Origin of the sequence: Agrobacterium larrymoorei, from assembly GCF_030819275.1 — a bacterium.
GTDB lineage: Bacteria > Pseudomonadota > Alphaproteobacteria > Rhizobiales > Rhizobiaceae > Agrobacterium > Agrobacterium larrymoorei_B.
In genome coordinates, this window is sequence record NZ_JAUTBL010000002.1 from 99,569 (window position 1) to 124,496 (window position 24,928).

General features: G+C 58.4%; 29 protein-coding genes, 1 tRNA gene and 1 pseudogene. 7 read left to right on the plus strand and 24 right to left on the minus strand.

What is annotated here, in order from left to right; genetic code table 11:
* Positions 1–405 precede the first annotated feature (405 nt).
* The 14 genes from QE408_RS09035 to QE408_RS09100 form a co-directional block, all read right to left on the minus strand.
* Positions 406–801, minus strand: coding sequence for a hypothetical protein (locus QE408_RS09035; RefSeq protein WP_306930411.1), 396 nt, complete (start codon positions 799–801; stop codon positions 406–408).
* Between the two features lie 282 nt (positions 802–1,083).
* Complete coding sequence (locus QE408_RS09040) at positions 1,084–1,404, minus strand: hypothetical protein (RefSeq protein WP_306930413.1); 321 nt, start codon at positions 1,402–1,404, stop codon at positions 1,084–1,086.
* 201 nt (positions 1,405–1,605) lie between these two features.
* Positions 1,606–1,971, minus strand: coding sequence for a hypothetical protein (locus tag QE408_RS09045; RefSeq protein WP_306930415.1), 366 nt, complete (start codon positions 1,969–1,971; stop codon positions 1,606–1,608).
* Entirely contained in the window at positions 1,968–3,023 is a 1,056-nt protein-coding gene (locus QE408_RS09050; protein WP_306930417.1) for a hypothetical protein, read from the minus strand. Before QE408_RS09050 ends, QE408_RS09045 begins: the two co-directional genes overlap by 4 nt.
* 9 nt (positions 3,024–3,032) lie before the next feature.
* On the minus strand, positions 3,033–3,353 hold the full coding sequence (locus QE408_RS09055; RefSeq protein ID WP_306930419.1) for a hypothetical protein: 321 nt from the start codon (positions 3,351–3,353) through the stop codon (positions 3,033–3,035).
* The gene (locus QE408_RS09060) at positions 3,350–3,598 is read right to left on the minus strand and encodes a hypothetical protein (RefSeq protein ID WP_306930420.1); all 249 of its coding nucleotides are present in this window, start codon (positions 3,596–3,598) and stop codon (positions 3,350–3,352) included. The genes QE408_RS09055 and QE408_RS09060 overlap by 4 nt, the downstream gene beginning before the upstream one ends.
* A complete protein-coding gene (locus QE408_RS09065; RefSeq protein WP_306930422.1) occupies positions 3,591–4,460 on the minus strand; it encodes a hypothetical protein in 870 nt (289 codons plus the stop codon). Before QE408_RS09065 ends, QE408_RS09060 begins: the two co-directional genes overlap by 8 nt.
* Entirely contained in the window at positions 4,457–4,729 is a 273-nt protein-coding gene (locus QE408_RS09070) for a hypothetical protein (RefSeq protein WP_306930423.1), read from the minus strand. The genes QE408_RS09065 and QE408_RS09070 overlap by 4 nt, the downstream gene beginning before the upstream one ends.
* Before the next feature lies 1 nt (position 4,730).
* Complete coding sequence (locus tag QE408_RS09075; protein WP_306930425.1) at positions 4,731–4,892, minus strand: hypothetical protein; 162 nt, start codon at positions 4,890–4,892, stop codon at positions 4,731–4,733.
* Positions 4,889–5,083 (minus strand): helix-turn-helix domain-containing protein, encoded by a 195-nt coding sequence (locus QE408_RS09080; protein ID WP_306930427.1) that lies wholly within the window; start codon positions 5,081–5,083, stop codon positions 4,889–4,891. Before QE408_RS09080 ends, QE408_RS09075 begins: the two co-directional genes overlap by 4 nt.
* Positions 5,084–5,314: 231 nt before the next feature.
* Positions 5,315–5,833, minus strand: a complete 519-nt coding sequence (locus QE408_RS09085) for a tyrosine-type recombinase/integrase (RefSeq protein ID WP_306930430.1) — start codon at positions 5,831–5,833, stop codon at positions 5,315–5,317.
* Between the two features lie 95 nt (positions 5,834–5,928).
* Entirely contained in the window at positions 5,929–6,534 is a 606-nt protein-coding gene (locus QE408_RS09090) for a tyrosine-type recombinase/integrase (protein ID WP_306930431.1), read from the minus strand.
* A gap of 193 nt (positions 6,535–6,727) precedes the next feature.
* Positions 6,728–6,814 (minus strand) — tRNA-Leu (locus tag QE408_RS09095).
* A 210-nt stretch (positions 6,815–7,024) separates the two neighbouring features.
* The gene (locus QE408_RS09100; RefSeq protein ID WP_306930433.1) at positions 7,025–7,333 is read right to left on the minus strand and encodes a SelT/SelW/SelH family protein; all 309 of its coding nucleotides are present in this window, start codon (positions 7,331–7,333) and stop codon (positions 7,025–7,027) included.
* A gap of 123 nt (positions 7,334–7,456) precedes the next feature.
* On the opposite strand from QE408_RS09100, the gene QE408_RS09105 reads away from it, so the two are divergent.
* The 6 genes from QE408_RS09105 (at position 7,457) to dnaJ (ending at position 15,028) form a co-directional block, all read left to right on the plus strand.
* Positions 7,457–7,906 (plus strand): DoxX family protein, encoded by a 450-nt coding sequence (locus tag QE408_RS09105; RefSeq protein WP_306930435.1) that lies wholly within the window; start codon positions 7,457–7,459, stop codon positions 7,904–7,906.
* 164 nt (positions 7,907–8,070) lie between these two features.
* Positions 8,071–9,189, plus strand: coding sequence for a PAS domain-containing protein (locus QE408_RS09110; protein WP_306930436.1), 1,119 nt, complete (start codon positions 8,071–8,073; stop codon positions 9,187–9,189).
* 2 nt (positions 9,190–9,191) lie between these two features.
* A complete protein-coding gene (locus tag QE408_RS09115) occupies positions 9,192–9,602 on the plus strand; it encodes a response regulator (protein ID WP_306934739.1) in 411 nt (136 codons plus the stop codon).
* An 11-nt stretch (positions 9,603–9,613) separates the two neighbouring features.
* Positions 9,614–11,629: a PAS domain-containing protein gene (locus QE408_RS09120; RefSeq protein WP_306930437.1), complete on the plus strand. Its 2,016-nt coding sequence runs from the start codon at positions 9,614–9,616 to the stop codon at positions 11,627–11,629.
* A 264-nt stretch (positions 11,630–11,893) separates the two neighbouring features.
* The gene (dnaK, locus tag QE408_RS09125; RefSeq protein ID WP_306930439.1) at positions 11,894–13,798 is read left to right on the plus strand and encodes a molecular chaperone DnaK; all 1,905 of its coding nucleotides are present in this window, start codon (positions 11,894–11,896) and stop codon (positions 13,796–13,798) included.
* A 90-nt stretch (positions 13,799–13,888) separates the two neighbouring features.
* The gene (dnaJ, locus tag QE408_RS09130) at positions 13,889–15,028 is read left to right on the plus strand and encodes a molecular chaperone DnaJ (RefSeq protein ID WP_306930441.1); all 1,140 of its coding nucleotides are present in this window, start codon (positions 13,889–13,891) and stop codon (positions 15,026–15,028) included.
* 124 nt (positions 15,029–15,152) lie between these two features.
* Here the strand turns inward: dnaJ and QE408_RS09135 are convergent, their stop codons facing one another.
* Positions 15,153–15,401 carry a hypothetical protein gene (locus QE408_RS09135; RefSeq protein ID WP_306930443.1) on the minus strand — a complete coding sequence of 83 codons (249 nt, stop codon included), beginning with the start codon at positions 15,399–15,401 and terminating at the stop codon, positions 15,153–15,155.
* A 165-nt stretch (positions 15,402–15,566) separates the two neighbouring features.
* Here QE408_RS09135 and QE408_RS09140 point away from each other — a divergent pair, with 165 nt between their 5' ends.
* Complete coding sequence (locus QE408_RS09140; RefSeq protein WP_306930444.1) at positions 15,567–16,181, plus strand: TetR/AcrR family transcriptional regulator; 615 nt, start codon at positions 15,567–15,569, stop codon at positions 16,179–16,181.
* An 11-nt stretch (positions 16,182–16,192) separates the two neighbouring features.
* Here QE408_RS09140 and QE408_RS09145 read toward each other — a convergent pair whose 3' ends face one another.
* The 9 genes and pseudogenes from QE408_RS09145 to QE408_RS09185 all read right to left on the minus strand — a co-directional run bounded on the left by QE408_RS09145 (position 16,193) and on the right by QE408_RS09185 (position 24,920).
* Complete coding sequence (locus QE408_RS09145) at positions 16,193–16,747, minus strand: DUF924 family protein (protein WP_306930446.1); 555 nt, start codon at positions 16,745–16,747, stop codon at positions 16,193–16,195.
* Between the two features lie 37 nt (positions 16,748–16,784).
* Positions 16,785–16,997, minus strand: a complete 213-nt coding sequence (locus tag QE408_RS09150) for a SlyX family protein (RefSeq protein WP_306930448.1) — start codon at positions 16,995–16,997, stop codon at positions 16,785–16,787.
* A gap of 113 nt (positions 16,998–17,110) precedes the next feature.
* Complete coding sequence (locus tag QE408_RS09155; RefSeq protein ID WP_306930450.1) at positions 17,111–18,616, minus strand: tripartite tricarboxylate transporter permease; 1,506 nt, start codon at positions 18,614–18,616, stop codon at positions 17,111–17,113.
* A 9-nt stretch (positions 18,617–18,625) separates the two neighbouring features.
* A complete protein-coding gene (locus QE408_RS09160; RefSeq protein ID WP_306930452.1) occupies positions 18,626–19,087 on the minus strand; it encodes a tripartite tricarboxylate transporter TctB family protein in 462 nt (153 codons plus the stop codon).
* A gap of 132 nt (positions 19,088–19,219) precedes the next feature.
* Positions 19,220–20,206 (minus strand): annotated as a pseudogene (locus tag QE408_RS09165) (tripartite tricarboxylate transporter substrate-binding protein).
* A gap of 217 nt (positions 20,207–20,423) precedes the next feature.
* Positions 20,424–21,785 (minus strand): sigma-54-dependent transcriptional regulator, encoded by a 1,362-nt coding sequence (locus tag QE408_RS09170; protein ID WP_116493016.1) that lies wholly within the window; start codon positions 21,783–21,785, stop codon positions 20,424–20,426.
* A complete protein-coding gene (locus QE408_RS09175) occupies positions 21,782–23,605 on the minus strand; it encodes a sensor histidine kinase (protein ID WP_306930455.1) in 1,824 nt (607 codons plus the stop codon). Before QE408_RS09175 ends, QE408_RS09170 begins: the two co-directional genes overlap by 4 nt.
* Positions 23,606–23,823: 218 nt before the next feature.
* Complete coding sequence (rpmF, locus tag QE408_RS09180; RefSeq protein WP_016556742.1) at positions 23,824–24,009, minus strand: 50S ribosomal protein L32; 186 nt, start codon at positions 24,007–24,009, stop codon at positions 23,824–23,826.
* 188 nt (positions 24,010–24,197) lie between these two features.
* Complete coding sequence (locus QE408_RS09185) at positions 24,198–24,920, minus strand: DUF1868 domain-containing protein (RefSeq protein ID WP_306930467.1); 723 nt, start codon at positions 24,918–24,920, stop codon at positions 24,198–24,200.
* Positions 24,921–24,928 lie beyond the last annotated feature (8 nt).

Sequence of the window (24,928 nt, forward strand, 5' to 3'; positions counted from 1 at the left end):
CCTACGCCCATGGACGGGAGGAGAGGATGAGCAAAAGATGCCATGACGGAAGCTGATCGACAATAGAATTTTGGAATTTGATTTCGCGAAATGTTGCCGTGGGCCGGTTGGTTAAAAACCAAATCCGAAAATCATCTGCAAATCGATGTTTTCTTCCAAGTAACGCGCGAAATGGTCGCTTACGGGACGGCGGCTGTTCCTTGCCTGAATTCCCGGCCAACGGCAGCCGTCCGCGCGCTCGAAGCGAATTTCCGATGGATGACAGCGGGGAAGCCGGTACGCTTGTCAGCGGGCTTGTCAGGGCCATTTCTGGTGATTGGCTTTCATTCCAACAATTCAGCGGCTTAATGCTGGCCGAACTCGATCCCACGGTCGGTTAATCCCATGCCGATTGTCGCGAGGGCTTTATCTCTGGCGCGATATGCGGTCGGGCCTGCTCCATCCTCGGCGCTTGATCGCTTCGCCGAACGTGAAGCCTTTGGTCAATTTGGCTCGAACCCAGTGCTTCAACACGCGGGCAGCGCCCGGCTCGTCTTTCAGGAAATCAGCCTGCCACCACAGCACCCGCTCAAAGCGGCTGACGAGGGCCGGAGGAACCATGCGACGCATCGGCTGCGGCTCAAGATCGTGGATCGGGGGCCAGCCCTCGAAATCACGGTCCTGCGATATCATGGCAAGCTCTGGCATGGAGGAGCGAAGCCGCGCCGGTCCCACAGGGCCGGACGCGCGGCTCGCCCACCGGACTGCCTCAAGCAGTTCATCGCCAACCAGCTTCGGGGTCCAGACGCCTTCCAGATGCAAAGCAAAGCGACCTTTCGATGTTTGAGAACAAGCGCGATTTAGCTGATTTGGCCTTTCGCGTCACGTACGTGCCCGCCCGCCCGCGGTACTCGTAACAAATAACTACAGGTCAATCAGTTTAATATCAGAAGCTTATATGACCTCATAAATCACACAGCGCTTTGCGCCGCCTTGAGGGCGGCACGCGCTGTGTTCAGATTGTCTGGATTATTACTCTACGAGCCAGCGTGACATTGGAATTCATCAAAAATGTCACGGCAAGTCACGCCGACAGCGATGATGTCACGCTGCGCTGTCACGCTCGACAGGCTCGGGCGTCCGGCGCGGTATTGATTTCGGCACTGTGATAGCGACTTGCTGCTTTTCCAGCCTGATCACAAGGAAGCCGCGCTCGGCCAGCCGAAACAGCGCGCCCCTTACGGACGGCCCCGTCGTCCCCGATCTTGCGGCTATCTCGATGAGCCGCGCCCGCAAACGGCCCTCCGCTGAAATCATGCCAGACAGGGCATAAGCGACCCTGAATTGCAGAGCCGAGATGCCCGGATCGCGGCAGACCGCTTCCAACCACTCCCGACGACCAAACGGCAATATTCCCGAATTCAAAAGCGACCTCCTTCATAGTGCAATTGTTTGTTTTTCAACGTCATTCCGGCCCAACTCATTGATTTCACAAGGCCAAGCAAAGTGCGAAATCGAAAAATCGAAACGCACTCAAAGATCGGGGGGCGGTGGCTCCGCATAGGGAGAGGGCTGCGAAAGGTACCTAAAATGTTTTCCGCCGCCCTTTTCCATCTGCCCGCACCCTCATCCGCCCCTGCGGTCTGCAAGATTGAACACATTATCTTGCGCGCTTGCGGGTTTGCTGACCCGCAGCGCTGCGATTATCGATCCGTGGTCCAGCCCCTCGGATAGGAGCTTGAGGGCTTCCCGTTCCCGGCCACGACACACAGGGTCAGACAAGACGATCCCGGCAAGCCGGAGAGCGTCGTCAGCGCCCTCGCTGTAGCCATGGCACCATATCGCTGCGACCTCGCTGTCATCGGTGCCAATGCCGGGCAGGGCGGTGAAGCGTAGCAATCCTCGCCCGAACCACCGCCGACCCGTCATGGAGGCGTCCTGCACGCCTAGTGCCGCGATGAAGCGGGTAAACCGGTCTGTAACCCCCATCATGAGTATGCCCCGGCATCGGCGTGCGCCCCGCGAAGAAGCTGATCGACGCCATCAGAGACGGCGCGGCGAACGCGCGCCTCAAGCTCGGCAGCATCACCCGAGATACCGTGAAACGTGAACGGGCCGATGCTGACGCTGCCCCCGGCCTTGCTCATCGGAGTGATCGTCCCCGCCGTCTTCGGCGTGAAAATCTCCGGCTCGCCACCGTCGCCGACCACGAATGATCCGCCCGGCCAGACAGGACCGCCGGTCGCGCGGTGGCCTGTCGGGTTGCCCATGGCGTCGTAGGACGGCATTTCTGCGCCGCCGCCGCCCGATCCCCACGTCATCAAGCCGCCGAGCTTGTCTTTCAGGCTGCCAGCCCATTCGACTGCCGAGCGGATGCCGCCGATCAATCGCTCAATGGCCGCGACCACCGAGTTCACAGCCCCGGCCACGACGCCGCCGACCGTCTCGCCCCATGACTTGAAAGCGCCGTTCGTATCGTTGATCGGCCCGAGCAGGCCGGAGACCCATTTGTAGAGGTCGCCGAAGCCGGTCACGATAGGAGTGAGCGCCGGGCCGAAGCCTTCGAACGTCTTCGAAAATCCATCCGCAAAGCCGGAGAAGAAATTCAGAAGGTTATTCCAGTTGTTGTAAATCCACGTCGCCGCTGCGCCGACTGCGAGGCCGACAAGCGAGAGCTTTGTCAGCGTCCAGAGGACGCGGCCACCGGCTGCCGCGACAGCCCGGAAGACGACGCCTTTAATTTTTGTGTGATCGGCGAAGTATCTTCCGCCGATTTGGATGCCGATCCCGTCGTTTTTAATTTTGCGGATGATTGTGTCCGCATCCTTGCCGACGATGGCCGCGGCTTCCTTCGGTGCAAGCCAGCGGCGCGAGCCATCAGCAAGCCTTTCATCCAGATCGACGGTAGCCGGATCGATGGGATCGAGGTCAGGCAGCAAAGGCATTTGCGCGGGGCGCTGATCGCCCGCGCGCCTTGCGAGGATCGCGCCTGCCTTCGCGATGATGGCGGCGAGGTCCGTCGAGGACAGCTTCTCCAGTTCCATCGGCGGCCCTCACTGCAAGAGCCGCGCGCTGCAAGGGAGAACTGCCGCGTCGCCTTCGCTGGCATAGCGCCTCTCAAGCACGGCGTCGGAAAGCGTTTCGCCCGTTCCACGATGCACGCCATCCGCCCAGCCGAGGGCATATGCCTTGGCCGCAATCTCTGCCGCAGCAGGATCGAGGCCAGCGGCGATGAACAGATCTATCACCGAGCTTTCAAGCGTCGTCGTCAGGGACGTGATCTTGCGAAGTTCATCCGCGCCTTGCGTTTTCCGGTCACGAGCGACGGCGGCCGCGAGGCGGATGATCTGTGCTTCAATGAGTTGTAAGATCATGCGGTCGCCCTCCCTGTTGAGGCGGTCGTGGCGGATTGCTCCGCCCGCCGCTGTTTGAAGGCTTCGAGATCGATGATCTCACCGGAAGCCGGACGGAGAAGCGCCTTCGGGTTGGCGTAAAAGATCGCAAGGACTTCGTTCTTCTTACGCCGGAAGAATTTCACCTTGTTGATGATCTTGGCGGTTTTCGACGGAGGAGGGGGCTGGCTTGCCGCCCACGCAAAGAGGTCCATCTGATCACACATGGCGGGCCTCCTTCTGCCTGCTCTCAATCTCGTCGATGAAGCGCCGGTACGTCAGTTCTCCAAGGTCGAGGCGGCGGCCAAGCTTGACCATCAGGTCGTCAGGATCGCGGTCGTGCTGGACCATGGCATTGAGAAGCTCTCCGCGAGCCTGCCTGTCTGCGTAGCCGAGGATGTCATCGTCAGCGACCCTTTCGAAGAATTCTTCGGGGTCTTCGCCTGCTGAAAAGACCATGACGCGAGCAGCGATGATGTCATCGTCATCGGTGATCTCAGGCGCGACCGCAGCGCCCCTCAAGGGCGCTGATGCGGACGCGCTCTGCTCCGACCTCAATTCGTCATTGATGACAGGATGGGCGGCAGGCGCGTGGAGCGCGCCGCCGCCTTCGTTAAAAGCTACGTTCCTCACTACGTTAGGGTCAAGTCCACTTGACTTCCCGAAGTCAACTGCACTTGATTTCCTAACTTCGCTGGACTTCACTTCCTGATCCTCGTCCGCGTCCGATTTGGCTGCATCAGGAAGTGAAGTGGAGTTTACTTCCTGCGGTATCCTGCCGACGTAAATCGCCGAAGTGTTCCGGCGACGCTTCACCTGAATGAAGCCAAGGTGAGCAAGCTCTTTTGTCAGCGCCGAAACCTGCGTTACCGTGATGCCGAGCTTCTCGGCGAGGTTCTCGCGGCTCGGATGGCAGTCGAAGTTTTGCCAATCGAACATTTCCGAGAGGATGAAGCCGAGGCAGAAAAGGCGAGGGTTTCTCTGCGCGGCGGGATGAGCGAGCAACTGCTGGCGGAACCGCTTCTGCCAGTCGAAGTAGGCAGAGACGACCGCCTCGTCGCGACGCTTCTTCTTGGGAGTGTCCGTCATTCGATAACACTCCCGCATTTCGAGCAAGAGAACCGCCGACCGCGCATCCGTGCCGTGATCGGCACGCGGGCGCTGTGGCCGCAGGCGCATGAAATAGTCCGGGTAGCAGCGGCAATCGCCGCCTGCGCCTCTGCCCGCTGATCGGCTTTCGACGGGCGCTGCCGGGGCGGCGTAAGCCCACCCGGCAGGCCGAAATCATTTATCCGGTCAGTTCTGGCACGGCCCATCAGATCGCGGGCATTCTGCTTGGTGTGATTGAGGGCCGTCATATCAACGCCCTCCCAACTGTTCCGCTACACCGGGCGCGATGGTCGTGAAGCGATCCGGGTGCCAATCATGCGGGCGGTGGGCGAGAGGAGCGGCGGCGACGGAACCGAGCGCGATGAACGCAGCGCCAGTGACCGCCAGAAGAGTAAGGGAGCGGCGCATCATGCGGCGTCTCCCGAAAGGCTGGAAAGGAAGCGCCGAAGCTCTGCCTCTGTAAGAACAGTCCGGCCAAGAATTTTAATGGGCCGAATGGTGCCAGCTTTTATGAGGAGATAAAGCGACGCTCTTGATATTGAGAGTTTCTGAGCAGCTTCTGGAATAGAAAAAGCCAACTTCTCGATAGGGGTGTCTTTCACGACAAACTCCGTGATAGCGGGAGCGGTCATGGTCAATTTATTTAATTCGGATCAATCGCGCGCCAGCCGACCGTTCAACCTGCGCTGCATGTTCAATACATGGCAGCGGACGTTGCGGGACGCAACGAACAGCAAAGGGATTTCGCCAGAAACGGAAACATTTCTGACAATGAACATAAGTATATTTGGAAATAACCTACGCCCGCAATTTCATTGGTCGGGAATGAGGGGCTAGGCGCTGGCGGCGAGGTCGATCACGTCTGCCCCCTTGAGCATCGTCTCGATCTCTCCTTGCCACCACGCTGCCATCCTGACGCGCTCGTCCCAATACGCGGCGCGGTGATACGCCCGACGAACCTGATCCGCGCTTAGGTGCGAAAGTTCCGCCTCCACTGCGTCAGGCGACCACAGGCCGCTCTCGTTGAGCAAGGATGATGCAGACGCGCGGAAGCCATGGCTCGTCGCTTCGTCGCCTGTGAAGCCGAGGCGGCGAAGGGCGGCATTGAGCGTATTCTCGCTCATTGAGCGTTTGGTGGTGTGGAAGGCAGGAAAGGCGAACGTCCCATATCCGGTCAGCTTATGCAGATCGCGCAGGATTTCGACCGCGAGGGGCGGGAGGGGCTTCTTATGCTCGCGGCGCATTTTGGTACGCTCGGCAGGTATCGTCCACACAGCCTTATCGAGATCAAATTCCGACCATTCGGCCATGCGAAGCTCACCGGGCCGGGGGTAGAGGAGGGCCATGAGCATCAACCCGGCCTTGGTAGTTGCCTGCCCCTTGTAGCCCCACACAGATCGGACAAGCCCGGCGAATGCGGATCGATCTGTAAGCGCGGCCCGATGCGTCACGCCGTGGGCGCGACCAGCGCGCCGCGCAGGCCGAAGGTAGGATCGTTCTCTGCCCGCGCTGTCGCGATGGCATATCGGAAGACCTGCCCGATAGTTGAGCGGAGCCTGCGGGCGCTTTCGAGGTTGCCTCTCGCCTCGACTTTGCGGAGCGTGGCAAGGATTTCGACGGCTGAAATGTCGCCGATTGGCCGCGGTCCAAGATCGGCACAGGCCATGTCGAGAAGCCAGCGCTTCTTTGTCAGCGTGGCGTCGGCCTTCCCCTCCTTTTCGATCTTGGCGATAAACTCGTCGGCAATGGCCTTGAAGGTATTTGCGACCTCTGTTTTTCGCTTGAGCTTTTCGACTTTTGCGATCTGGGAGGGATCGTCGCCCGCAGCCAACTGCGCGCGAGCGGCATCGCGCCGCTTGCGCGCGTCGGCAAGGCTCACTTCGGGGTATTTCCCGAAGGCCAAGGTCTTCTGCTTTCCATGATAGCAGAAGTTCATGCGCCAGAGCTTCGACCCCTTGAGGTCGATCATAAGGTAAAGACCGCCACCATCCGAGAGCTTCTGAATTTTGTCAGTGGGCTTGGCTGCGCGGATACGAGTATCGTTCAGAAGCATATGGTATCTCCGATGGTATTTGCTCTGGAACGTTAGCCAGAGATACCATGAATACCAATAAAAATACCATGAAATCGGTTTGATGCGGATAGACGGGCTAAGACGAATACGGCCCCAAAACGCGAAAAAGCCCCGGAAACCGGGGCTTTTTGCGAGATGATTTAGATGCCCTCGGACAACTAAATCAGAAAACTGGTGCCCAGAAGAGGACTCGAACCTCCACACCCTTGCGAGTACCAGCACCTGAAGCTGGCGCGTCTACCAATTCCGCCATCTGGGCGACGAGGAGCCATGTACGGGGGCGGGCGGCTGGTGTCAACAGGGATTTTGAAGTTTTGTGACGATCCTTGTTTTTTCATCAAAAAACATCGCTGCACGCTTCCCTCCGCATCTGGAATAGTCCGTCGTTGCTCATCCTATTCCGCCAGCATATCACGCGCGCTATCGCATTTGATCCTTCAGAGAGCGTTGAGACGGCATTCAGAAAGCGTCATGTATCCAAGCCTTCGTTCTTCTGCCGGTCGAGATGGCCGAGGTCCCGGTCCGGGTCGATAATGTCGCGCAGGCGCTGTTTCAATTCCTTGGGTCCCGGAAAACCGCCATCGCGCTTTCTCTCCCACAAAACTTCGCCGTCCAACGTGATTTCGAAGCGTCCGCCCGTAGCTGGAATGAGCGCGACTTCTGCAAGACTGTCTGAAAAGGTGCTGAGAAGTTCCTGGGCCATCCAGGCAGAACGCAGCAGCCAGTTGCACTGCGTACAGTAGATGATCGAAATGCGAGGTTTTACAGCTGTATCCATATCGGTGATCCTTCTCTAAGCTCACAGAAATATTACTTAGTTTGTCATGTTTTGAGCGGTTACGACTTGTGTTCAAAGTAGCTTCTTGCAGAAGGTCGGGAATTGCAATCAGCGGAGTATTCCATGGCGAATAATGAGTTTTCTCGTGAACGCTTGATCGTCCCGGCCATCGCGCCGATCTACAACAGCACCCACGAACTGGTCGAAACAATCTTGCGCGTTGTCGCGGGCGTGCTTCTCGTCACGCACGGTTTCGGCAAGATCACAAACCCCTTCGGTGCGGTCGGTATGGTGGAAAGCCTGGGCTTTTATCCGGGCGTCTTCTGGTCGCCCCTTTTGGCAGCAACGGAATTTTTCGGCGGGATTCTCGTGGCAATCGGTCTCCTGACGCGTCCGGCGGCTTTCGCGGCCTTCATCGTCTTGATGGTCACGGTCTATTTCCACTGGATCGTCAGGTCGGAAGGGCTCGTCGGTGCGGAGAAGTCCGTGCTGTGGTCGGCTATATTTCTGTTCTTTGCGGTGAGAGGCGGCAATAGACATTCTGTCGATGCCAAGTTGCGCAAAGTCTTTTGAGAACAAGATAATATGAGGTGCGGCGCTTCGCCGAAATGGCGGCAGCGCCTCGCCACAAATAGCGATGATCAATGGAAATTTGACAGTGACACGAAATTGCCCTGAGGGACCGGAACTTTCCTGCCTCGAAACGATTACGCATGTGGTGAAGTGCGGGAAAATTCATGGTCGACTATCTGCTGCCTCTGGAAGCGCGTAAGGCTGGCGAGCGTTTGCTTGCCGAACATGCATCGGAAGACCCCTTTGCGGCAGCGTTCAAGGCAACCCGGATGCCAATGATCATCACCGATCCGAAGCAGCACGATAACCCGATCATTTTCTGCAACAAGGCCTTCAACGACCTGACGGGTTACAGTAGCGACGAACTGATCGGTCGTAACTGCCGTCTCCTTCAAGGCGAGAAGACCGATCGCCAGGCGGTGGTAAAGATACGTGAGGCGATCAATGCGGGCACGTCCGTCTCTGTCGACATTTTGAACTATCGAAAAGACGGGCGGGAATTCTGGAACGCTCTGTTTGTCAGCCCGGTCCGGGACGACAAGGAAGAAGTGATCTATTACTTCGCCTCGCAGCTCGATTTCACCCGCATCAAGGACAAGGAAGCAGAGCTCGCCGAGGCCCGTAACCTCGCTGAAGAAGAAGTCAGCCGTCGCACGAAGGATCTTCGCGATGCGCTCGACGCCAAGACAATGCTCGTTCACGAGGTCGATCATCGCGTCAAGAACAACCTCATGACGATGGCGTCTATCGTGAAGCTTCAGGAGCGGATGACCAAGAACGAGACGGCGAGCGCGACGCTGAAATCGGTGCTGAACCGCATCGAAGCGCTCAGCACCGTTCATCGCAAGCTTTTCACCTTTGACAATATCGCCCGTTTCGACGTCGCCGATTTCGCCGAAGACCTGGTGGTTAACCTGACGAGCCAGTTGAAGCGCACCGATATCAATGTGACGCTGGATCTATCCCCGGTTTACGTGTCCGCAGACAAAGCATCACCTCTGTCGCTCATCGTCAACGAGTTGGTGGGCGATGCGGTCAGACGTGGTTTGGGTGATGGTGGCGGTGACATCAAGGTGACGGTAAAGAGACTGAACGGACACTTCCTCATTCAGGTGGCCGATACGATCGACCTCGTCGAGGTTGATGAGGAAGAACAGCGTTTCAGTCAGATGTTGCTGGAAACCTGCGCACGCCAAGTCAGTGCGGAAATCAAACGAGAACAAAATGGCCGGCAGACGATCGTGAGTGTGACGCTGTTGGTTGGACATGAAAAGGAATCATGAATTTGCGCATCATCATCGTGGAGGATGAGGCACTCCTGGCGCTTGAACTGGAAAGCGAAGTCGAGGCCGCAGGCCATACCGTCATCGGTGTCGCAGCCGACAGCGCATCGGCCATGGCGCTGATCGAGAAGGAAAGCGCGGATTTCGCCTTTGTCGATATCCATCTTCTCGACGGCCCGACCGGCGTCGATGTCGGGCGCTTTCTTGCCAGCAGAGACATCCCTTATGTGTTCGTCAGCGGCAATGTGAAGCGCATTCCGCCTGATTTTGCTGGCGCCGTAGGCGCTATCGAAAAGCCCTACACCGTTAATGGCTTACAAAACGCGCTCGAATATCTCGATGCCATGATCAGCGGAAAAGACGCTCTCATTGTGCCACCGAACCTGATCATGCCCGTAACAACGACTCCGTAATGGTAATGACTGTGACTAACGATACCGGCAATATCGGTCCGATCCTCACTCAACTCTTCGAACAGGCACCGAGCTTCATTGCGCTTTTGCGCGGCCCAAACCACCGCTTCGAGCTTGCCAATCCAAGCTATATGAACCTTGTCGGACGTCACGATATCCTCGGTAGAACCGTCGCAGAAGCGCTCCCCGATGCTGCGGAGCAAGGCTTCGTCAGCATTCTCGACGAGGTCTACCGAACCGGTACTCCCTATAAGGCTCTCGGCGCCCTCTTCATCATTCAGACCGAAGAAGGCTCTCCCGGTAGGGAATGCTATCTCGACTTCCTTTATCAGCCAATCCGCGATGAGACCGGTGCGGTCTGCGCCATTTTCGTCGAAGGCTCGGATGTCACTGAACGCACATTGTCGGAGCGGGCAAGGCGAGAAAGCGAAGACCTTTACAAGGGTCTGTTTGACGCAATCGACGAAGGCTTTTGCATCATCGAGTTTCTCGATGGGCCGCATGGGCCGGACAGCGACTATGTGCATATCCAGGCAAACGACGCCTATGCTCGCCACGCCGGCATTCCGAACGTCGTCGGTCAAAAGCTGCGTGAGATGGTGCCGGATGAGGCCGATGCCTGGATCGCGCGCTATGGTGCGGTTCTTAAAACCGGTAAGCCCATTCGCTTTCAGCAGGAATTGGTTGCCACGGGCCGTTATTTGGAACTTGCTGCCGTCCGAATCGAGCCGAAAGAACGCCGTCAGGTTGCCGTTCTGTTTCAGGATATCACTGCACGAAAAGAGGCTGAGCTGGCGCTGGAAAAGCTGAACACCACTCTGGAGCAGCAGGTCGAGGAGCGCACTGCCGAATTGATGGTGGCAGAAGAAGCCCTGCGACAGGCCCAGAAGATGGAGGCCGTCGGCCAGCTGACGGGGGGGCTTGCCCATGATTTCAATAACATCCTGGCTGGCATCAGCGGCAGCCTGGAAATGATGAATACACGCCTCGCACAGGGCAGGGTTGGAGATCTTTCGCGCTATATCAATGGCGCGACGGGTGCCACCAAACGCGCGTCCGCGCTGACCCAACGACTGCTCGCCTTCTCGCGCCGCCAGACGCTCGATCCGAAACCGCTGAACATCAACACGCTGGTCGATAGCATGCTTGAGCTGGTGATCCGCAGCGTCGGGCCGGAGATCAAGGTGGAGACGGTGGGCGCGGCTGGTCTCTGGCCGACATTCGTCGATGCCAGCCAGCTGGAAAACGCGCTTCTCAATCTCTGCATCAATGCGCGCGACGCCATGCCGAATGGCGGCAAGCTCACGATCGAAACCGGAAATCGCTGGATGGACGAGCGCGCGGCCCGGATGCGCGGGCTGGAGCCTGGGCAATATGTGTCGCTTTGCGTTTCCGATACGGGAACGGGCATGTCGCAGGACATTATCGAACGCGCCTTCGATCCGTTCTTTACCACCAAACCGATCGGTCAGGGCACGGGGCTAGGCCTTTCCATGGTCTATGGTTTTGCCGGTCAGTCAGGCGGTGCTGCGCGCATTTATTCCGAACTCGGCAAAGGCACGATGATCTGCATCTATCTGCCGCGCTATTCCGGCTCCATCGATGCGGCCGATCCGGAGGCCGAAGCCAGCATCGATGCACCGCGCGCCGATGGCGACGAGACGATCCTGGTGGTGGATGACGAGCCTCTGGTCAGAATGCTCGCCGTCGAGGAGCTTCAGGATCTTGGCTATTCGGTCATCGAAGCGGAGGACGCGCCGTCCGCCTTGCGTCTTCTCAATTCGAACAGGCAGATCAGCCTCTTGATCACCGATGTCGGTTTGCCGGGCGGTATGAATGGCCGGCAACTGGCGGACGCAGCAAGGGTTAACCGGCCGGATATTGAGGTGCTGTTCATTACTGGCTACGCGGAGAATGCAGTGTTGAACCACGGTCATCTCGACCACGGAATGCACGTCATGACCAAGCCCTTTCAGCTGGATGTCTTCGCCCAGAGGGTTAAGAGCCTGATCAAGCCGCAGGGGTAACGCCTGTGCGGTGACTTCAACACGAGTACTTGTGTTTGTCACGGGCCTGTCACACTAGCTTTAGAAGCACGATAAAGAAGTGCAGCAAATCTTTCTTTTTGCTGCCTTCGCTGGCGCCATTCGCCTTGCAGCAGGAAAATTCGCTCCTTATATACGCCGCATACCAGCAGAAATGCTGACAAAAAGGCAAGACCATCCAAGTCAAGGAGTCGTCAGTGGAATGCCTGCCGGGGTTCCGATGACTCGCTTCAAGGAGAGAAGAAAATGGCAAAAGTAATCGGTATCGACCTTGGCACGACCAATTCCTGCGTCGCAGTGATGGACGGCAAGGACATTAAAGTCATTGAAAACGCGGAAGGCGCACGCACGACCCCTTCCATGGTCGCGTTCAGCGATGATGGCGAGCGTCTGGTCGGTCAGCCGGCAAAGCGCCAGGCCGTCACCAACCCGACCAACACCCTGTTTGCGGTCAAGCGCCTCATCGGTCGTCGTTATGACGATCCGACCGTTGAGAAGGACAAGGGCCTCGTCCCCTTCAACATCGTCAAGGGCGACAATGGTGACGCTTGGGTAGAAGCACAGGGCAAGGGTTATTCCCCTTCGCAGATTTCCGCGATGATCCTTCAGAAGATGAAGGAAACCGCTGAATCCTACCTCGGCGAGAAGGTCGAAAAGGCCGTCATCACCGTTCCGGCCTACTTCAACGACGCCCAGCGTCAGGCCACCAAGGATGCAGGCCGCATCGCTGGTCTCGACGTGCTGCGCATCATCAACGAGCCGACGGCTGCCGCTCTTGCCTATGGTCTCGACAAGAAGGACGGCAAGACGATTGCCGTATACGACCTTGGTGGTGGTACCTTCGATATCTCCATCCTCGAAATCGGCGATGGCGTCTTCGAAGTGAAGTCCACCAATGGTGATACCTTCCTCGGTGGCGAAGACTTCGACATGCGTCTGGTCGAGTACCTCGCAACCGAATTCAAGAAGGACAACGGCATCGACCTGAAGTCCGACAAGCTGGCTCTGCAGCGCCTCAAGGAAGCCGCTGAAAAGGCAAAGATCGAGCTGTCGTCTTCGCAGCAGACCGAAATCAACCTGCCCTTCATCACGGCAGATGCTTCCGGTCCGAAGCACCTGACGCTGAAGCTGACACGTGCCAAGTTCGAAAGCCTGGTCGACGACCTGGTTCAGCGCACCGTGGCGCCCTGCAAGGCAGCGCTGAAGGATGCCGGCGTTTCCGCTTCCGAGATCGACGAAGTCGTTCTCGTCGGTGGTATGAGCCGCATGCCGAAGGTGCAGGAAGTCGTCAAGCAGCTGTTCGGCAAGGAGCCTCACAAGGGCGTCAATCCGGACGAAGTGGTTGCCATGGGCGCTGCCATCCAGGCTGGCGTTCTGCAGGGCGACGTCAAGGACGTTCTGCTTCTCGACGTAACCCCGCTGTCTCTCGGCATCGAAACGCTGGGTGGCGTCTTCACCCGTCTGATCGATCGCAACACGACGATCCCGACGAAGAAGAGCCAGACCTTCTCGACCGCCGAAGACAATCAGTCTGCCGTGACCATCCGTGTCTCGCAGGGTGAGCGCGAAATGGCAGCCGACAACAAGCTGCTCGGCCAGTTCGACCTCGTTGGCCTGCCGCCGTCTCCGCGTGGCGTTCCGCAGATCGAAGTCACCTTCGATATCGACGCGAACGGCATTGTTCAGGTTTCGGCCAAGGACAAGGGCACCGGCAAGGAACAGCAGATCCGTATCCAGGCCTCTGGTGGTCTCTCCGACGCCGACATCGAAAAGATGGTCAAGGATGCGGAAGCCAATGCTGAAGCCGACAAGAAGCGCCGTGCGGGCGTAGAAGCCAAGAACCAGGCCGAAAGCCTGATCCACTCCACCGAGAAGTCGGTTCAGGAGTATGGTGACAAGGTTTCTGAAACCGACCGTAAGGCAATTGAAGATGCCATCGCTGCCCTCAAGACGGCTGTCGAAGCATCCGAGCCGGATGCAGACGACATCCAGGCGAAGACCCAGACCCTTATGGAAGTATCCATGAAGCTCGGTCAGGCCATCTACGAAGCCCAGCAGGCGGAAGCCGGTGAAGGCGGAGCAGGCGGCAAGGACGATGGTGTGGTCGACGCCGACTACGAGGAAATCAAGGACGACAAGAAGTCCGCGTAAATCGTGGCTCTTGCTCTTGAACTTGGGTAAATGAGACTGAATCCGGCTGCCTCGTGCAGCCGGAAATCCATTTCGGGGTGTGTTATCTTCATGGCGAAAGCAGACTTTTACGAGACATTGGGCGTGAGCAAATCCGCCGATGAAAAGGAGCTGAAGAGCGCCTTCCGCAAACTTGCGATGAAGTATCATCCGGACAAGAATCCTGATGACGCCGAATCCGAGAAGAAATTCAAGGAAATCAACGAAGCCTACGAAACGCTCAAAGACCCGCAGAAACGCGCGGCCTATGATCGCTTCGGCCACGCAGCCTTTGAACAGGGTGGCATGGGCGGCGGTGGCGGCGGCTTCGGCGGCGGTGGTTTTGCCAGCGGCGGCTTCTCCGACATCTTCGAAGACATCTTTGGCGAGATGATGGGTGGCGGCCGTGCGCGCCGTTCCTCCGGCGGCCGCGAACGTGGTGCCGATCTCCGCTACAATATGGAAATTTCGCTGGAAGAAGCTTTCACCGGCAAGACGGCGCAGATCCGGGTGCCTACATCCATAACCTGCGATGTCTGTTCCGGTTCCGGCGCAAAGCCGGGTACGAGCCCTAAAACCTGCGGCACCTGCCAGGGTTCGGGTCGCGTGCGTGCAGCGCAAGGGTTCTTCTCGGTCGAGCGGACCTGCCCGACCTGTCATGGCCGTGGCCAGACGATTACCGATCCCTGCACCAAGTGCCACGGCCAGGGCCGCGTGACGGAAGAGCGTTCGCTCTCGGTCAACATCCCGGCTGGTATCGAAGACGGCACGCGCATTCGCCTGCAGGGCGAGGGTGAAGCTGGCATGCGGGGCGGTCCTTCGGGAGATCTCTATATCTTCCTGTCGGTGCGTCCGCACGAATTCTTCCAGCGTGATGGCGCCGATCTCTATTGCGCCGTGCCGATCTCAATGACGACGGCAGCGCTCGGCGGTACCTTCGATGTCACGACGCTGGACGGAACGAAGTCGCGTGTGACCGTGCCGGAAGGCACGCAGCCGGGCAAGCAGTTCCGACTGAAGGGAAAGGGCATGCCGGTTCTGCGCTCTGCGCAGACGGGTGATCTCTACATCCAGATCCAGATTGAAACGCCGCAGAAGCTGACCAAGCGTCAGCGCGAACTCTTGCAGGAGTTCGAGGAAATCTCTTCGAAGGACAACAATCCGGAATCGACGGGCTTCTTTGCGCGTATGAAGGAATTCTTCGACGGCTAAAAGCCGCAACTAAAGCGCCGTGCGTCCTATTGGACGCACAAAGAACGCTTTATCTTTTGAATCAAGACAAAAACACAGAACCGCCGGATGATGAGCCCGGCGGTTCTGCTTGTTTGCGGTTTTCTCACCGTGGGTGATGCACCATGACGAAACGGCGAAAGCAGAGCATGACCAGAGGTGTGACGACGAAGATGATGGCCGCAACCATGATCGGCGCCAGCAACATGGTCCGTTGCCAAAGGGGCCAATTTTCGGTGAATGGCCCCAGTGCATAAAGCAGGCTGGTGATGACGGGATACACGGCAAAGGTCATGACCAGCGCAAGTCGAAGACGATGTGGTTTTAAGATAATCGATGAAGCTGTGGAAGACATGGCAACTCCAATGAAACGGAACGTTTCGTTTATAATAAAACAGACCATTCCGTTCAAGTGATATTTCGGCTAAAGCATCGACTGGAGAAGGCTCGATTTAGCGACGTCCCTTGCCGGGTTCTATGGGAGCACGGGAGCTACAGGTAGCGAGTTCTGGAGGCATCCATGACCGATGAGACAAGGGCTAAAGCGCCCCCGGTCCGCCGCCGGTCCATCGGCGCGCAGCGCAACCCGGACAGCCGTGAGGCAATCTTGCGTGCCGCTGAAGCGATTCTGTCGGAGAAAGGACTTTCCGCCTTTTCGATCGAGGCTGTGGCGCGTGTTGCAAAGGCCGGAAAGCCGACGATTTACCGGTGGTGGCCGTCACGCGCTGCGCTTCTTCTGGATGCGTACCAGTTGAATAAGACCAGCATCCCGACCCCGGACACCGGGAGCGTGGAGGAGGATTTGTTTCTCTTCCTGAGGAATCTCGTCGCCTATTGGCTGGGCGGGGGCGCGGGTGCTATTTTCCGCAGCGTTGTGGCCGAAGCCCAGATCAATGAGGAGGCACTGGCAGCGCTTTCCGCTTTCCTTGTGGAGCGCCGACAGCAGAGCGCCGAAATGCTGCGCAGAGCGAAGGCGCGGAACGAGATCGAGCCTTGGGTCGATCCGGTAACGGTGATCGAAACGCTTTCGAGTTTTGCTCTCGACAGGCTGCTGACAAATCGCCTGGACCTGACGGACGATGAGCTGCGCGCTTTCCTTCGCCCGATCGTGAGGGGCATAAAGGTTCATCTTTAAAGTGCTGAAGCTTATCCGGAAAAACCGCCTTCGTCGAGAAAGGCGCGCTCTTCCACTGTCGTCCCGCGAAGCAGGATGTCGTTGCGGTGCGGGAAGCGGCCAAAACGCTGGACGATATCCCGATGTTCGATCGCGAAGGGCAGGTATCGTTCGCCAAGAGGCTCGCAAAGCTTGCAGCAAAGCTCCTGATCGGCGAGTTCTTCCGAATGCATGAAGGGCAGATAGAAGAAAATCCGGAGCTCAGGATCGATCGCTTGATCATGGCCGCGCGAAATCGCGTCGCGGGCATAATGAAGCGCCAGCGGATCGGTCGCGTACATATGCGCCGTTCCCCGGAAACAGTTGCGGGGAAACTGATCGAGGAGAAGGAGGAGCGCAAGGCTGCTTTCCGGCGCGTTGAGCCAGCCGGTCAATTCTTGACGGGCCGCTGCGAAGTGCAGATCGTGAAAGCGGGCGTGGAAGGAGCTGTCGAAATGGGCGTTCTTCTCGAACCATTTATCTGGACCAGCCTCGTTCCAGAAGGAAAGAACCTCGCCGGCGGCTGTCGGTATCGCGCTCTTTGTCATCTCGACTCCTCACTATCTCGTACTGCGCTGGCATTCATCAGTAATGCGGTGGCTTGGTGATGGCTGGCGCGTCGAGCGACTGCTCCTCAAGGCTTAAGAACCGCTCGGTGAGACGATCAAGTTTCGCGCGCGTCTGCTCGACGACCTTCCATTGTTCCGCCAACTGGTCAGACAGTTCCTCGATCGTCTTGGCCTGATATGCGACCGTTTCTTCCAGAGCGACAATCCGCGCGTCGTTGTGATCTGCCATAAAGACCTCCGTTTTCATTCACGTTGCTTTCGCAGTTTTATAAAGCTTAAACAAGACAGAGGCCGGACACGTCGTGCCCGGCCTCTGTTGTTGTGAAGACTTTTGACGTTGTGTCAGCCTTCCTCCTGAAAGACCTCTTCGCGCTTCTTCTTGACGCTTGGCAGGAAGACGACGACGAGAACCAGAAGGGCGATCAGAAGTAGCGTAGCGCTGATCGGCCTTGTGACGAAAGTGCTCGGATCGCCACGCGACAGGATCATGGCGCGGCGCAGGTTCTCCTCGAGGAGCGGGCCGAGCACGAAGCCGAGCAGCAGCGGTGCCGGTTCGCAGCGCAGTTTCACCAAGGCGTAGCCGATGAAGCCGAAGAAGGCGACGGCATAGAGATCGAAGACGTTGGAGTTGACGCTGTAAACGCCGATGGCGCAGAAGGCCATGATGATCGGGAAGAGCACGTAGTAGGGGATCGTCAAAAGCTTCACCCAAAGCCCGATAAGCGGCAGGTTCAACACCACCAGCATCAGGTTGCCGATCCACATGGAGGCAATGATACCCCAGAAAAGTGCTGGCTGTTCGCTCGCGACATTCGGGCCGGGAACGATGCCCTGGATGATCATCGCGCCAACCATCAGCGCCATGACAGGGTTTGCCGGGATGCCGAGCGTCAGGAGCGGGATGAAGGAGGTCTGAGCACCAGCATTGTTGGCCGATTCCGGCCCGGCAACACCAGCGATTGCGCCATGGCCGAATTCTTCAGGATTCTTCGAGACGCGCTTTTCCACCGTATAGGAGGCAAACGCGGCAAGGATGGCACCACCACCTGGCAGGATACCGAGAGCCGAGCCGATGATCGTACCGCGAATGACCGGCGCAACCATCTTCTTGAAGTCTTCCTTGGTCGGCAGAAGACCGGAAACCTTGGCCATGAGAACGGTACGTGTGCGTTCGTCTTCCAGATTGCGCAGGATTTCGGCGATACCGAAGACACCGACCGCGACCGCGACAAAGTTCAGGCCATCGGCATATTCGCGAATGCCAAGGGTAAAGCGCGGCGTGCCGCTGTAGATGTCGGTACCGACAAGGCCAAGCAGCAGACCGAGCACGACCATGGCGAGCGCTTTGACTATGGAACCGTGCGCCAGGGCGATGGACGAGACGAGACCCACGACCATCAGCGAGAAATATTCCGCCGCGCCAAATTCGAGCGCGATCGCCGTCAAGGGTGGAGCGAAAATTGCCACGAGAAAGGTCGCGACCGTACCGGCAAAGAAGGAGCCAATGGCAGCAATTGCGAGCGCTGCACCCGCCTTGCCCTTGCGCGCCATCTGGTAACCGTCGATGGCCGTCACCGCGGAGGAAGACTCGCCCGGCATGTTGATCAGGATCGCCGTGGTCGAACCGCCATATTGCGCGCCGTAATAGATACCGGCCAGCATGATCAGCGAGGAGACAGGCTCCAGCTGGAAGGTGATAGGCAACAGCATGGCGATGGTGGCCGTGGCACCGATACCCGGCAGAACGCCGATCAGCGTTCCGAGAAGCACGCCGATCAGGCAGAAGAACAGGTTGTGAAGCGTCGAGGCCGTGTAGAAGCCAAGTGCCAAATTATCGAAGAGTTCCATGACGCGACCTCAGAAATTGAGCCAGGGGCCGAAGCGCTGGAAAGGCAGGCCGAGACCGTAATTGAAGACAAGAACCGAAAAGACCGTGATGGCAGCCGACAGAAGCACGGCCATCATTGGTTTCATCTTGTGCGACGCAAAGGAGGCAATCAGTGCGCTGAGGAAAAGCGCGGGCACGAAGCCCAGTCCGCGCACCGTGAAACCGAAGAAGATGGGCGCGGGAAGGATGAAGAAGATGCCCCGCCACGCAATCGAACCCATCGGCTCACCTGCGATCTTGCCGGCTCGCAGAAGGATCACGCCTCCAAGCAGCACCAGGATCAGCGAGAGGACGAGCGGAAAATATCCCGGTCCCATGCGGAAGGCCGTACCGAGTTCGAGATCATAGGATTGCCAGGCGAAGAAAATGCCAAGGCAGATGAAAATTGCGCCACAGATGGCTTCCGTGGCATCGAAACTGACTGATTTCATGGTCGTCCCCGCCTGTGCATCGGTGTCGCTTCCGGCCCGATGTCTGTAGAGTTCGATGAGGTCTTTAAGCTGCGTTGTTATCCGCAAGCGGATACCGGGGACGACCCGCGTCATCCCCGGCCTGAAGCGGGATCAGTCGGCGTATTGGCCGGCAGATTCGATGACCGGCTTCCAACGCGCGATTTCGCTTTCGAGCTTCGCCTTCAGTGCGGCGGGCGTCGCATCTGCTTCCGGCGAAGGCGTGGTGCCGAGTTCGGCAAAGCGTGCGGCAACGTTCTGATCCTTCAGCGCCACTTGAAGCGCCTTGGACAAACGCTCATTCACAGCCGCAGGCGTGCCCTTCGGTGTGTGTAGATGCCGTGCCAGATCCCGACTTCAAAGTTGGGCAGGCCCGCTTCCGCAGCCGTCGGCACGTTCGGCAGGACGCTCAGACGCTGAGGCGTGGTGACCGCGTAAGCCTTCACGGTGCCGCCCTGGATCTGCTTGGTGGTGTTGGTGGTCTGGTCGCACATGATGTCGACCTGACCGCCGAGAAGGTCGGTCATGGCAGGGCCTGTGCCCTTGTAAGGAACGGTGACGAGCGGGGTTTCGATGGCGCTCATGAACAGCATGCCGCACAGATGGGAGGCAGCGCCGATGCCGGCATTGGCAACCGTCACCTTGTCCTTGTTCGCCTTGGCGTAGTCGATCAGGCCCTTGAGGTCGTTGGTTTCAAGGTTCTTGCGCGACAGGATGGTCATCGGAACTTCGGTCACGAGGCCGACATAGTCGAAGGCGTCCAGCGTCTTGTAGGCGAGCTTGCGGTAGAGAGTATCGCTGGTGGCCATGCCGATGTGATGCAGAAGGATGGGTGTAACCATCCGGATCAGCAGATGCCACGCGACCTGCACCAAGCGTACCGCCAGCGCCGCCGACGTTCTCGACGATGATCTGCTGGCCGAGATCCTTGGACATGGATTCAGCAACGAGGCGTGCCACGGTGTCCGTTGGACCGCCTGCGGAGAACGGCACGACCATGGTGATGTTGCGGCCAGGATAATCCTGTGCGGCTGCAGAAAGCGCAAAGAGCGATACGGCGGCGGCAGCGACTGCACCCGTGACGGATTTCAGAAGTTTCATCTTTTCCTCCCGATGAATATGGCCTCAGCGACGAGACGCACTCCTCTGCGCTCGCCGGGGTGAGATCATTTGCAGTCGAGATCGCGCGTCACGCAATCGAGGGAAGAAAACAAATCGTTAAAAGAGTGTCGGCTAACGGCCCGAATGGGTGGAATCCGAAACATCGCCTTAATGGCGTGGGTGGATTCCTACCCATGACAAGAAAAGAAAACAGAACTCAGGGGCTTGTCATGTCTTCATCGATGGGGGCATGCTTTGTTAGTGCGTATTTTTGCATCTTTTCATAAAGCGTCTTGCGCGATATTCCGAGCGTCTCATAGACGGCTTTCAGATTGCCTTTATGGCTCGCGATTGTTCTTGCGATGATGCCTTTTTCAAACTCCGCCACCTTGGCGGAGAGCCCATGACCGGAAAGCGGATCGCTTTGCGGCCCTTCGCCGGAGCGACCGTCCAGTCCAAGAACGAACCGGTCCGCTTCGTTTCTCAGTTCACGCACATTGCCGGGCCACTCGCGCATCGCCAGCGATGAAATGATGCTGGATGGCACCTCCATGTCGTCGCGGCCATAGCGCGCTGCGGCTTCTCTTACGAGATGCAGGAAAAGCAGGGGAATATCGCTTTGCCGTTGTGCAAGCGACGGAACATGGATCGTGGCGACGTTCAGACGATAGAGGAGATCCTGGCGGAAGCGCCCGGCAAGGGCCTCATGCGCCAGGTCCGTCTTGCTGGTGGCAATGAAGCGGACATCGAGTTCCACGGTCTCGTTGGAGCCAAGCCGCGTGATGGTGCGCTCCTGAAGCACGCGCAGCAGCTTGCCCTGCATATCGGGCGGCATGGAGCCGATCTCGTCCAGCAGGATGGTGCCGCCGCGCGCATGCTCGAACTTGCCGTAGCGTGCCCTCAGCGCCCCCGGAAAGGCACCTGCCTCGTGGCCGAAGAGTTCGCTCTCGATCAGATGCTGGGGAAGGGCCGCGCAGTTGATGGCGACGAAGGGACGGTCGGCACGCGCGCTCACATCATGCAGCGCCCGCGCCACCACTTCCTTGCCGGCCCCCGTATCGCCGATGATCAGCGTATCGGCATCCGCCGCCCCTATGGCACGGATACGGTAGCGCAGATCGACCATCACCTGCGTGCGGCCTGGCAGGCGCGTTTCCAAATCGTCACGTTTTCCGGCAACCGCCCGCAGGCGCCGATTTTCCAGGACCAGCGAACGCCGATCCATGGCGCGTTTGATGATGCCGGCGAGATACTGGATGCTGAAGGGTTTTTCGATAAAGTCGTAAGCACCGTTGCGCATGGCGCTGACCGCCAGCTGCACATCGCCATGGCCGGTCACGAGGATCACCGGAATTTCCGCGTCCAGTTCCCGCACCTTCTGCAGCAGGCTCATGCCGTCGATACCCGGCATGCGGATATCGCTGACGATCACGCCATCGAAACTGTAGCCGATCAGTTCGAAGACATGGTCGGCATTGTCGATGGTAACGACATCGAGGCCTGCAAGCTCCAGCGCCTGGGCTGTGGAAAGGCGCAAATCCTCTTCGTCATCGATCAGCAATACGCGGGACACGCTCATTCCGCGGCAATCTCCATCGGTGTTTCGGCGTCGAGTTCAATATCGAATCGCGCGCCGCCATCCTCCAGATTGGTGACGACAAGCCGCCCGCCAAAATCCTTGACGATATTATAGGAGATCGACAAGCCAAGGCCCAGGCCCTTGCCGACGCCTTTCGTCGAAAAGAACGGGTCGAAGATGCGCTCCATGATCGCGGGCGGCACGCCGGGGCCACGATCGCGCACCGAAACGATCACCTTGTTGTCGCTCTTTTGTGCGGTGAGATCGATACGACGGTCGTCCAGTCCCTCTACCGCATCGGCCGCATTGGAGATGATGTTGACGAGCACCTGCTGTAGACGCACCGGTCCGGCCTTGACCAACAGCGTCTCCGGTCCAAGCGCCACATGCAATTGCGCATCCGCCGCCTTCAACCTTGCGCTGACGATTTCGAGCGTATCGGCCACCACCGTGTCGAGCGGAACCGGACCGACATGCTCATTGGGCTTGCGGGCAAAGTTGCGCAGGTGCCTGCTGATCGAGGCCATTCTGTCGATCAGGGCGGAGATGCGGGAGAGATTGGACCTTGCCTCCTCCACGCGCCCGCGTTCGATCAGCAGAGAGGCACTTTCGGCATAGGTCTTGGCAGCGGCAAGCGGCTGGTTGAACTCGTGGGAAAGGGCGGCCGACATCTGGCCAAGGGCTGCAAGCTTGCCCGCCTGGATCAAATCCTTCTGGGTTTTTCGCAACTGCTTTTCCGTCTGGCGGCGTTCGGCAACCTCCCGCTTGATGTCGCGGTTCACCCGCGCCAGGTCTGCGGTGCGTTCCTCCACCCGCCGCTCCAGCTCTGCCTTGGCTTCTGCCTGATGCACCAACCGGTCCTGCAGGCGCCTGCGTCTTTGCAGCATGGCCGCCAGAAGTGCGCCTGCCAGGCCAAAGCAGAGCAGGGCCGCCAGCATCGTCGTCTGCACCTGCGTGCGCACCGAGCCGGTATCCATCAGCACATTCACCGTCCAGCCCGCTTCCGGCATGGGTTGCGAAAGGACGAGATATTCCCTGTCCTGCTGCCCTTCACGGATCGTCATCAACCGATGACTGCCGAAGATGCCTTCGGTAACCGGCAACTGGCTGAGCTTGGCATCCGCATAGCGGCGCGAGGCTTCGGTTCTCGCAATTCTATCGGGCGTCAGCGGCAGGATCGCCGAATAGAGCCATTGCGGCACGCCGGTCATGAAGATGATGCCTTCCGGATCGGTAACGACGATGCGGTTTTCGCCGGTACCGAAGGAGGCCTCGATGCCTTCAATATCCACCTTGAAGACGATGACGCCTTTGATGACGTCGTTGAACAGGATGGGAGAGGCGAAATAATAGCCGCGCTTGTGTGAGGTGGTCCCAAGCGCGAAGAAGCGCGACTGCAGCCCCTTGGCGGCATCCTGGAAATACGGGCGATAGCTGAAATTCTGTCCGATGAAGCTTGCCGGGCCATCATAGTTGCTGGCGGCAATCGTCTCACCGTCCAGCGTCATGATATAGATGTCGGAGGACTTCAAAAGGTCGTTGATCGACTTCAGATAGATGTTGGCGCGCTGCCTGAGACGCTGATCCTCCGGATGGGCAACCAGCTCCTCGATATCGTCGTGATCGGCCATCAGTGCGGGAAGCGGCTCGTAGCGGCTCAGATGCCCGCCAAGGGCGGAGACAGCGAGCCGTAACGTCGTTCCACCCTGTTCGGCAGCCTCGTTGAGATAACTCTCGGCAAGCAGTTCCCGACCCTTGGTGAAGGCAAAGCCGCACAGACCAAGGCAAAGCAGAAGGATGCCGACCCACCGATATCTCACTCAAACCCCTCCACTTGACGGTTTTTCTGTCGCATGTCGTTGTCGCAAAACCGGTCACTACTTTTGCGCGACATGCTGTAAAAAACCGTCCTCCTAATGAGGATAGTATGTGCGGGTTCGTTTTTTTCCAAGCGGCATTGCGACGGCAGCAGAAGGCAACAAAAAAGCCGACCCAAAGGCCGGCTCGTTCGTCATGCAATCGCATCAAGACGCGCTGATTATGCGCTTTCCTTCGGCGTCAGAACCTGACGGCCGCGATACATGCCTGTCTTCAGGTCGATGTGGTGCGGGCGACGCAGTTCGCCGGAGTTCTTGTCTTCGACGTAGGTTGCTGCCTTGAGGGCGTCTGCCGAACGGCGCATGCCGCGCTTGGACGGGCTCGTTTTTCTTTTAGGAACTGCCATTTGTGTTACTCCACTGAAGCGGCGAAACACGGGAACCGGCCAGAACCATAGGCCGAATGTCGCATGTCTCGATATCGGAAATTTGGCGCGCTTATACATGCCCTGCGGGGCTTTGACCAGCCCCGACGCACATTTTTTCGCGAGATACCGACGCAATCGAAAATCGGCATCCGTCCGACCCATCCATATCAGATGGGATTGAACACAAGCAACTCCTCAAAGTGGTTCATGTCGGCAAATGCACAGAAGGCTGGCGGGCGCATTTCGATGACCGGCGCTGACGCCCGCAATTCTTCAAGGCAGTCATCCAGCATCGCCTGCCAGCGCGGCAGGCACTCCGGCTCGAACCAGCGGCGGGCATAGGCAAATGTAATGTGGAATTCGTAAGTCTCGTGATCGGGATGACGATAGCCGAAGGCCTCGGCAAAGGCGTCGCGCCATGCGGCGATGATCCTGTCGTCTACCTCGGTTACCCCTTTCAGGATCAGGCCAAGCGGCGTGACGGATGTTGCCTGCATGTTGAAGGCTGGCAGCTTCGGAAATTCGGCGAGGCGCTCACGGTAAAACGCTGTCATCGCGTTGATCGTGCTGTCTTCCGGCATCTCCTTCGGCCAGTACGGCCAGGTGCGGCGATGCTCGATGATGCCCTGAAACACCGTCATGTGCAGGCTGGAGACGGGTGTGAAGGCGAGGTGGGTCGAAGCCTCGGGCATATCGAGAAGCCGCTGACGGGCGGCAATGACCGCCTGTTGAGACGGCGAGCCGTCGACCAGATGGCAGACGACCGTGTTGCCCGGCTCAGGCAGAAATTCTCCCTCAGGAGAATAGCGCGTTCCCAGATGTCGGGGTGGCGCAGTGTGATGGGTGGTCGAGAAGGCGGAAAGTTGTGGCGAAACGAACGGGGCGTGCATGGGAGGGC

Coding starts and splice junctions, on each gene's coding strand:
- QE408_RS09045 (WP_306930415.1), bottom strand. CDS start 1,971: ATGATGGGGGTTACAGACCGGTTTACCCGCTTCATCGCGGCACTAGGC.
- QE408_RS09050 (WP_306930417.1), bottom strand. CDS start 3,023: ATGGAACTGGAGAAGCTGTCCTCGACGGACCTCGCCGCCATCATCGCG.
- QE408_RS09055 (WP_306930419.1), bottom strand. CDS start 3,353: ATGATCTTACAACTCATTGAAGCACAGATCATCCGCCTCGCGGCCGCC.
- QE408_RS09060 (WP_306930420.1), bottom strand. CDS start 3,598: ATGTGTGATCAGATGGACCTCTTTGCGTGGGCGGCAAGCCAGCCCCCT.
- QE408_RS09065 (WP_306930422.1), bottom strand. CDS start 4,460: ATGACGGACACTCCCAAGAAGAAGCGTCGCGACGAGGCGGTCGTCTCT.
- QE408_RS09070 (WP_306930423.1), bottom strand. CDS start 4,729: ATGACGGCCCTCAATCACACCAAGCAGAATGCCCGCGATCTGATGGGC.
- QE408_RS09075 (WP_306930425.1), bottom strand. CDS start 4,892: ATGATGCGCCGCTCCCTTACTCTTCTGGCGGTCACTGGCGCTGCGTTC.
- QE408_RS09085 (WP_306930430.1), bottom strand. CDS start 5,833: ATGCTCATGGCCCTCCTCTACCCCCGGCCCGGTGAGCTTCGCATGGCC.
- QE408_RS09090 (WP_306930431.1), bottom strand. CDS start 6,534: ATGCTTCTGAACGATACTCGTATCCGCGCAGCCAAGCCCACTGACAAA.
- QE408_RS09100 (WP_306930433.1), bottom strand. CDS start 7,333: ATGGATACAGCTGTAAAACCTCGCATTTCGATCATCTACTGTACGCAG.
- QE408_RS09105 (WP_306930435.1), top strand. CDS start 7,457: ATGGCGAATAATGAGTTTTCTCGTGAACGCTTGATCGTCCCGGCCATC.
- QE408_RS09110 (WP_306930436.1), top strand. CDS start 8,071: ATGGTCGACTATCTGCTGCCTCTGGAAGCGCGTAAGGCTGGCGAGCGT.
- dnaK (WP_306930439.1), top strand. CDS start 11,894: ATGGCAAAAGTAATCGGTATCGACCTTGGCACGACCAATTCCTGCGTC.
- dnaJ (WP_306930441.1), top strand. CDS start 13,889: ATGGCGAAAGCAGACTTTTACGAGACATTGGGCGTGAGCAAATCCGCC.
- QE408_RS09135 (WP_306930443.1), bottom strand. CDS start 15,401: ATGTCTTCCACAGCTTCATCGATTATCTTAAAACCACATCGTCTTCGA.
- QE408_RS09140 (WP_306930444.1), top strand. CDS start 15,567: ATGACCGATGAGACAAGGGCTAAAGCGCCCCCGGTCCGCCGCCGGTCC.
- QE408_RS09145 (WP_306930446.1), bottom strand. CDS start 16,747: ATGACAAAGAGCGCGATACCGACAGCCGCCGGCGAGGTTCTTTCCTTC.
- QE408_RS09150 (WP_306930448.1), bottom strand. CDS start 16,997: ATGGCAGATCACAACGACGCGCGGATTGTCGCTCTGGAAGAAACGGTC.
- QE408_RS09155 (WP_306930450.1), bottom strand. CDS start 18,616: ATGGAACTCTTCGATAATTTGGCACTTGGCTTCTACACGGCCTCGACG.
- QE408_RS09160 (WP_306930452.1), bottom strand. CDS start 19,087: ATGAAATCAGTCAGTTTCGATGCCACGGAAGCCATCTGTGGCGCAATT.
- QE408_RS09170 (WP_116493016.1), bottom strand. CDS start 21,785: ATGAGCGTGTCCCGCGTATTGCTGATCGATGACGAAGAGGATTTGCGC.
- rpmF (WP_016556742.1), bottom strand. CDS start 24,009: ATGGCAGTTCCTAAAAGAAAAACGAGCCCGTCCAAGCGCGGCATGCGC.
- QE408_RS09185 (WP_306930467.1), bottom strand. CDS start 24,920: ATGCACGCCCCGTTCGTTTCGCCACAACTTTCCGCCTTCTCGACCACC.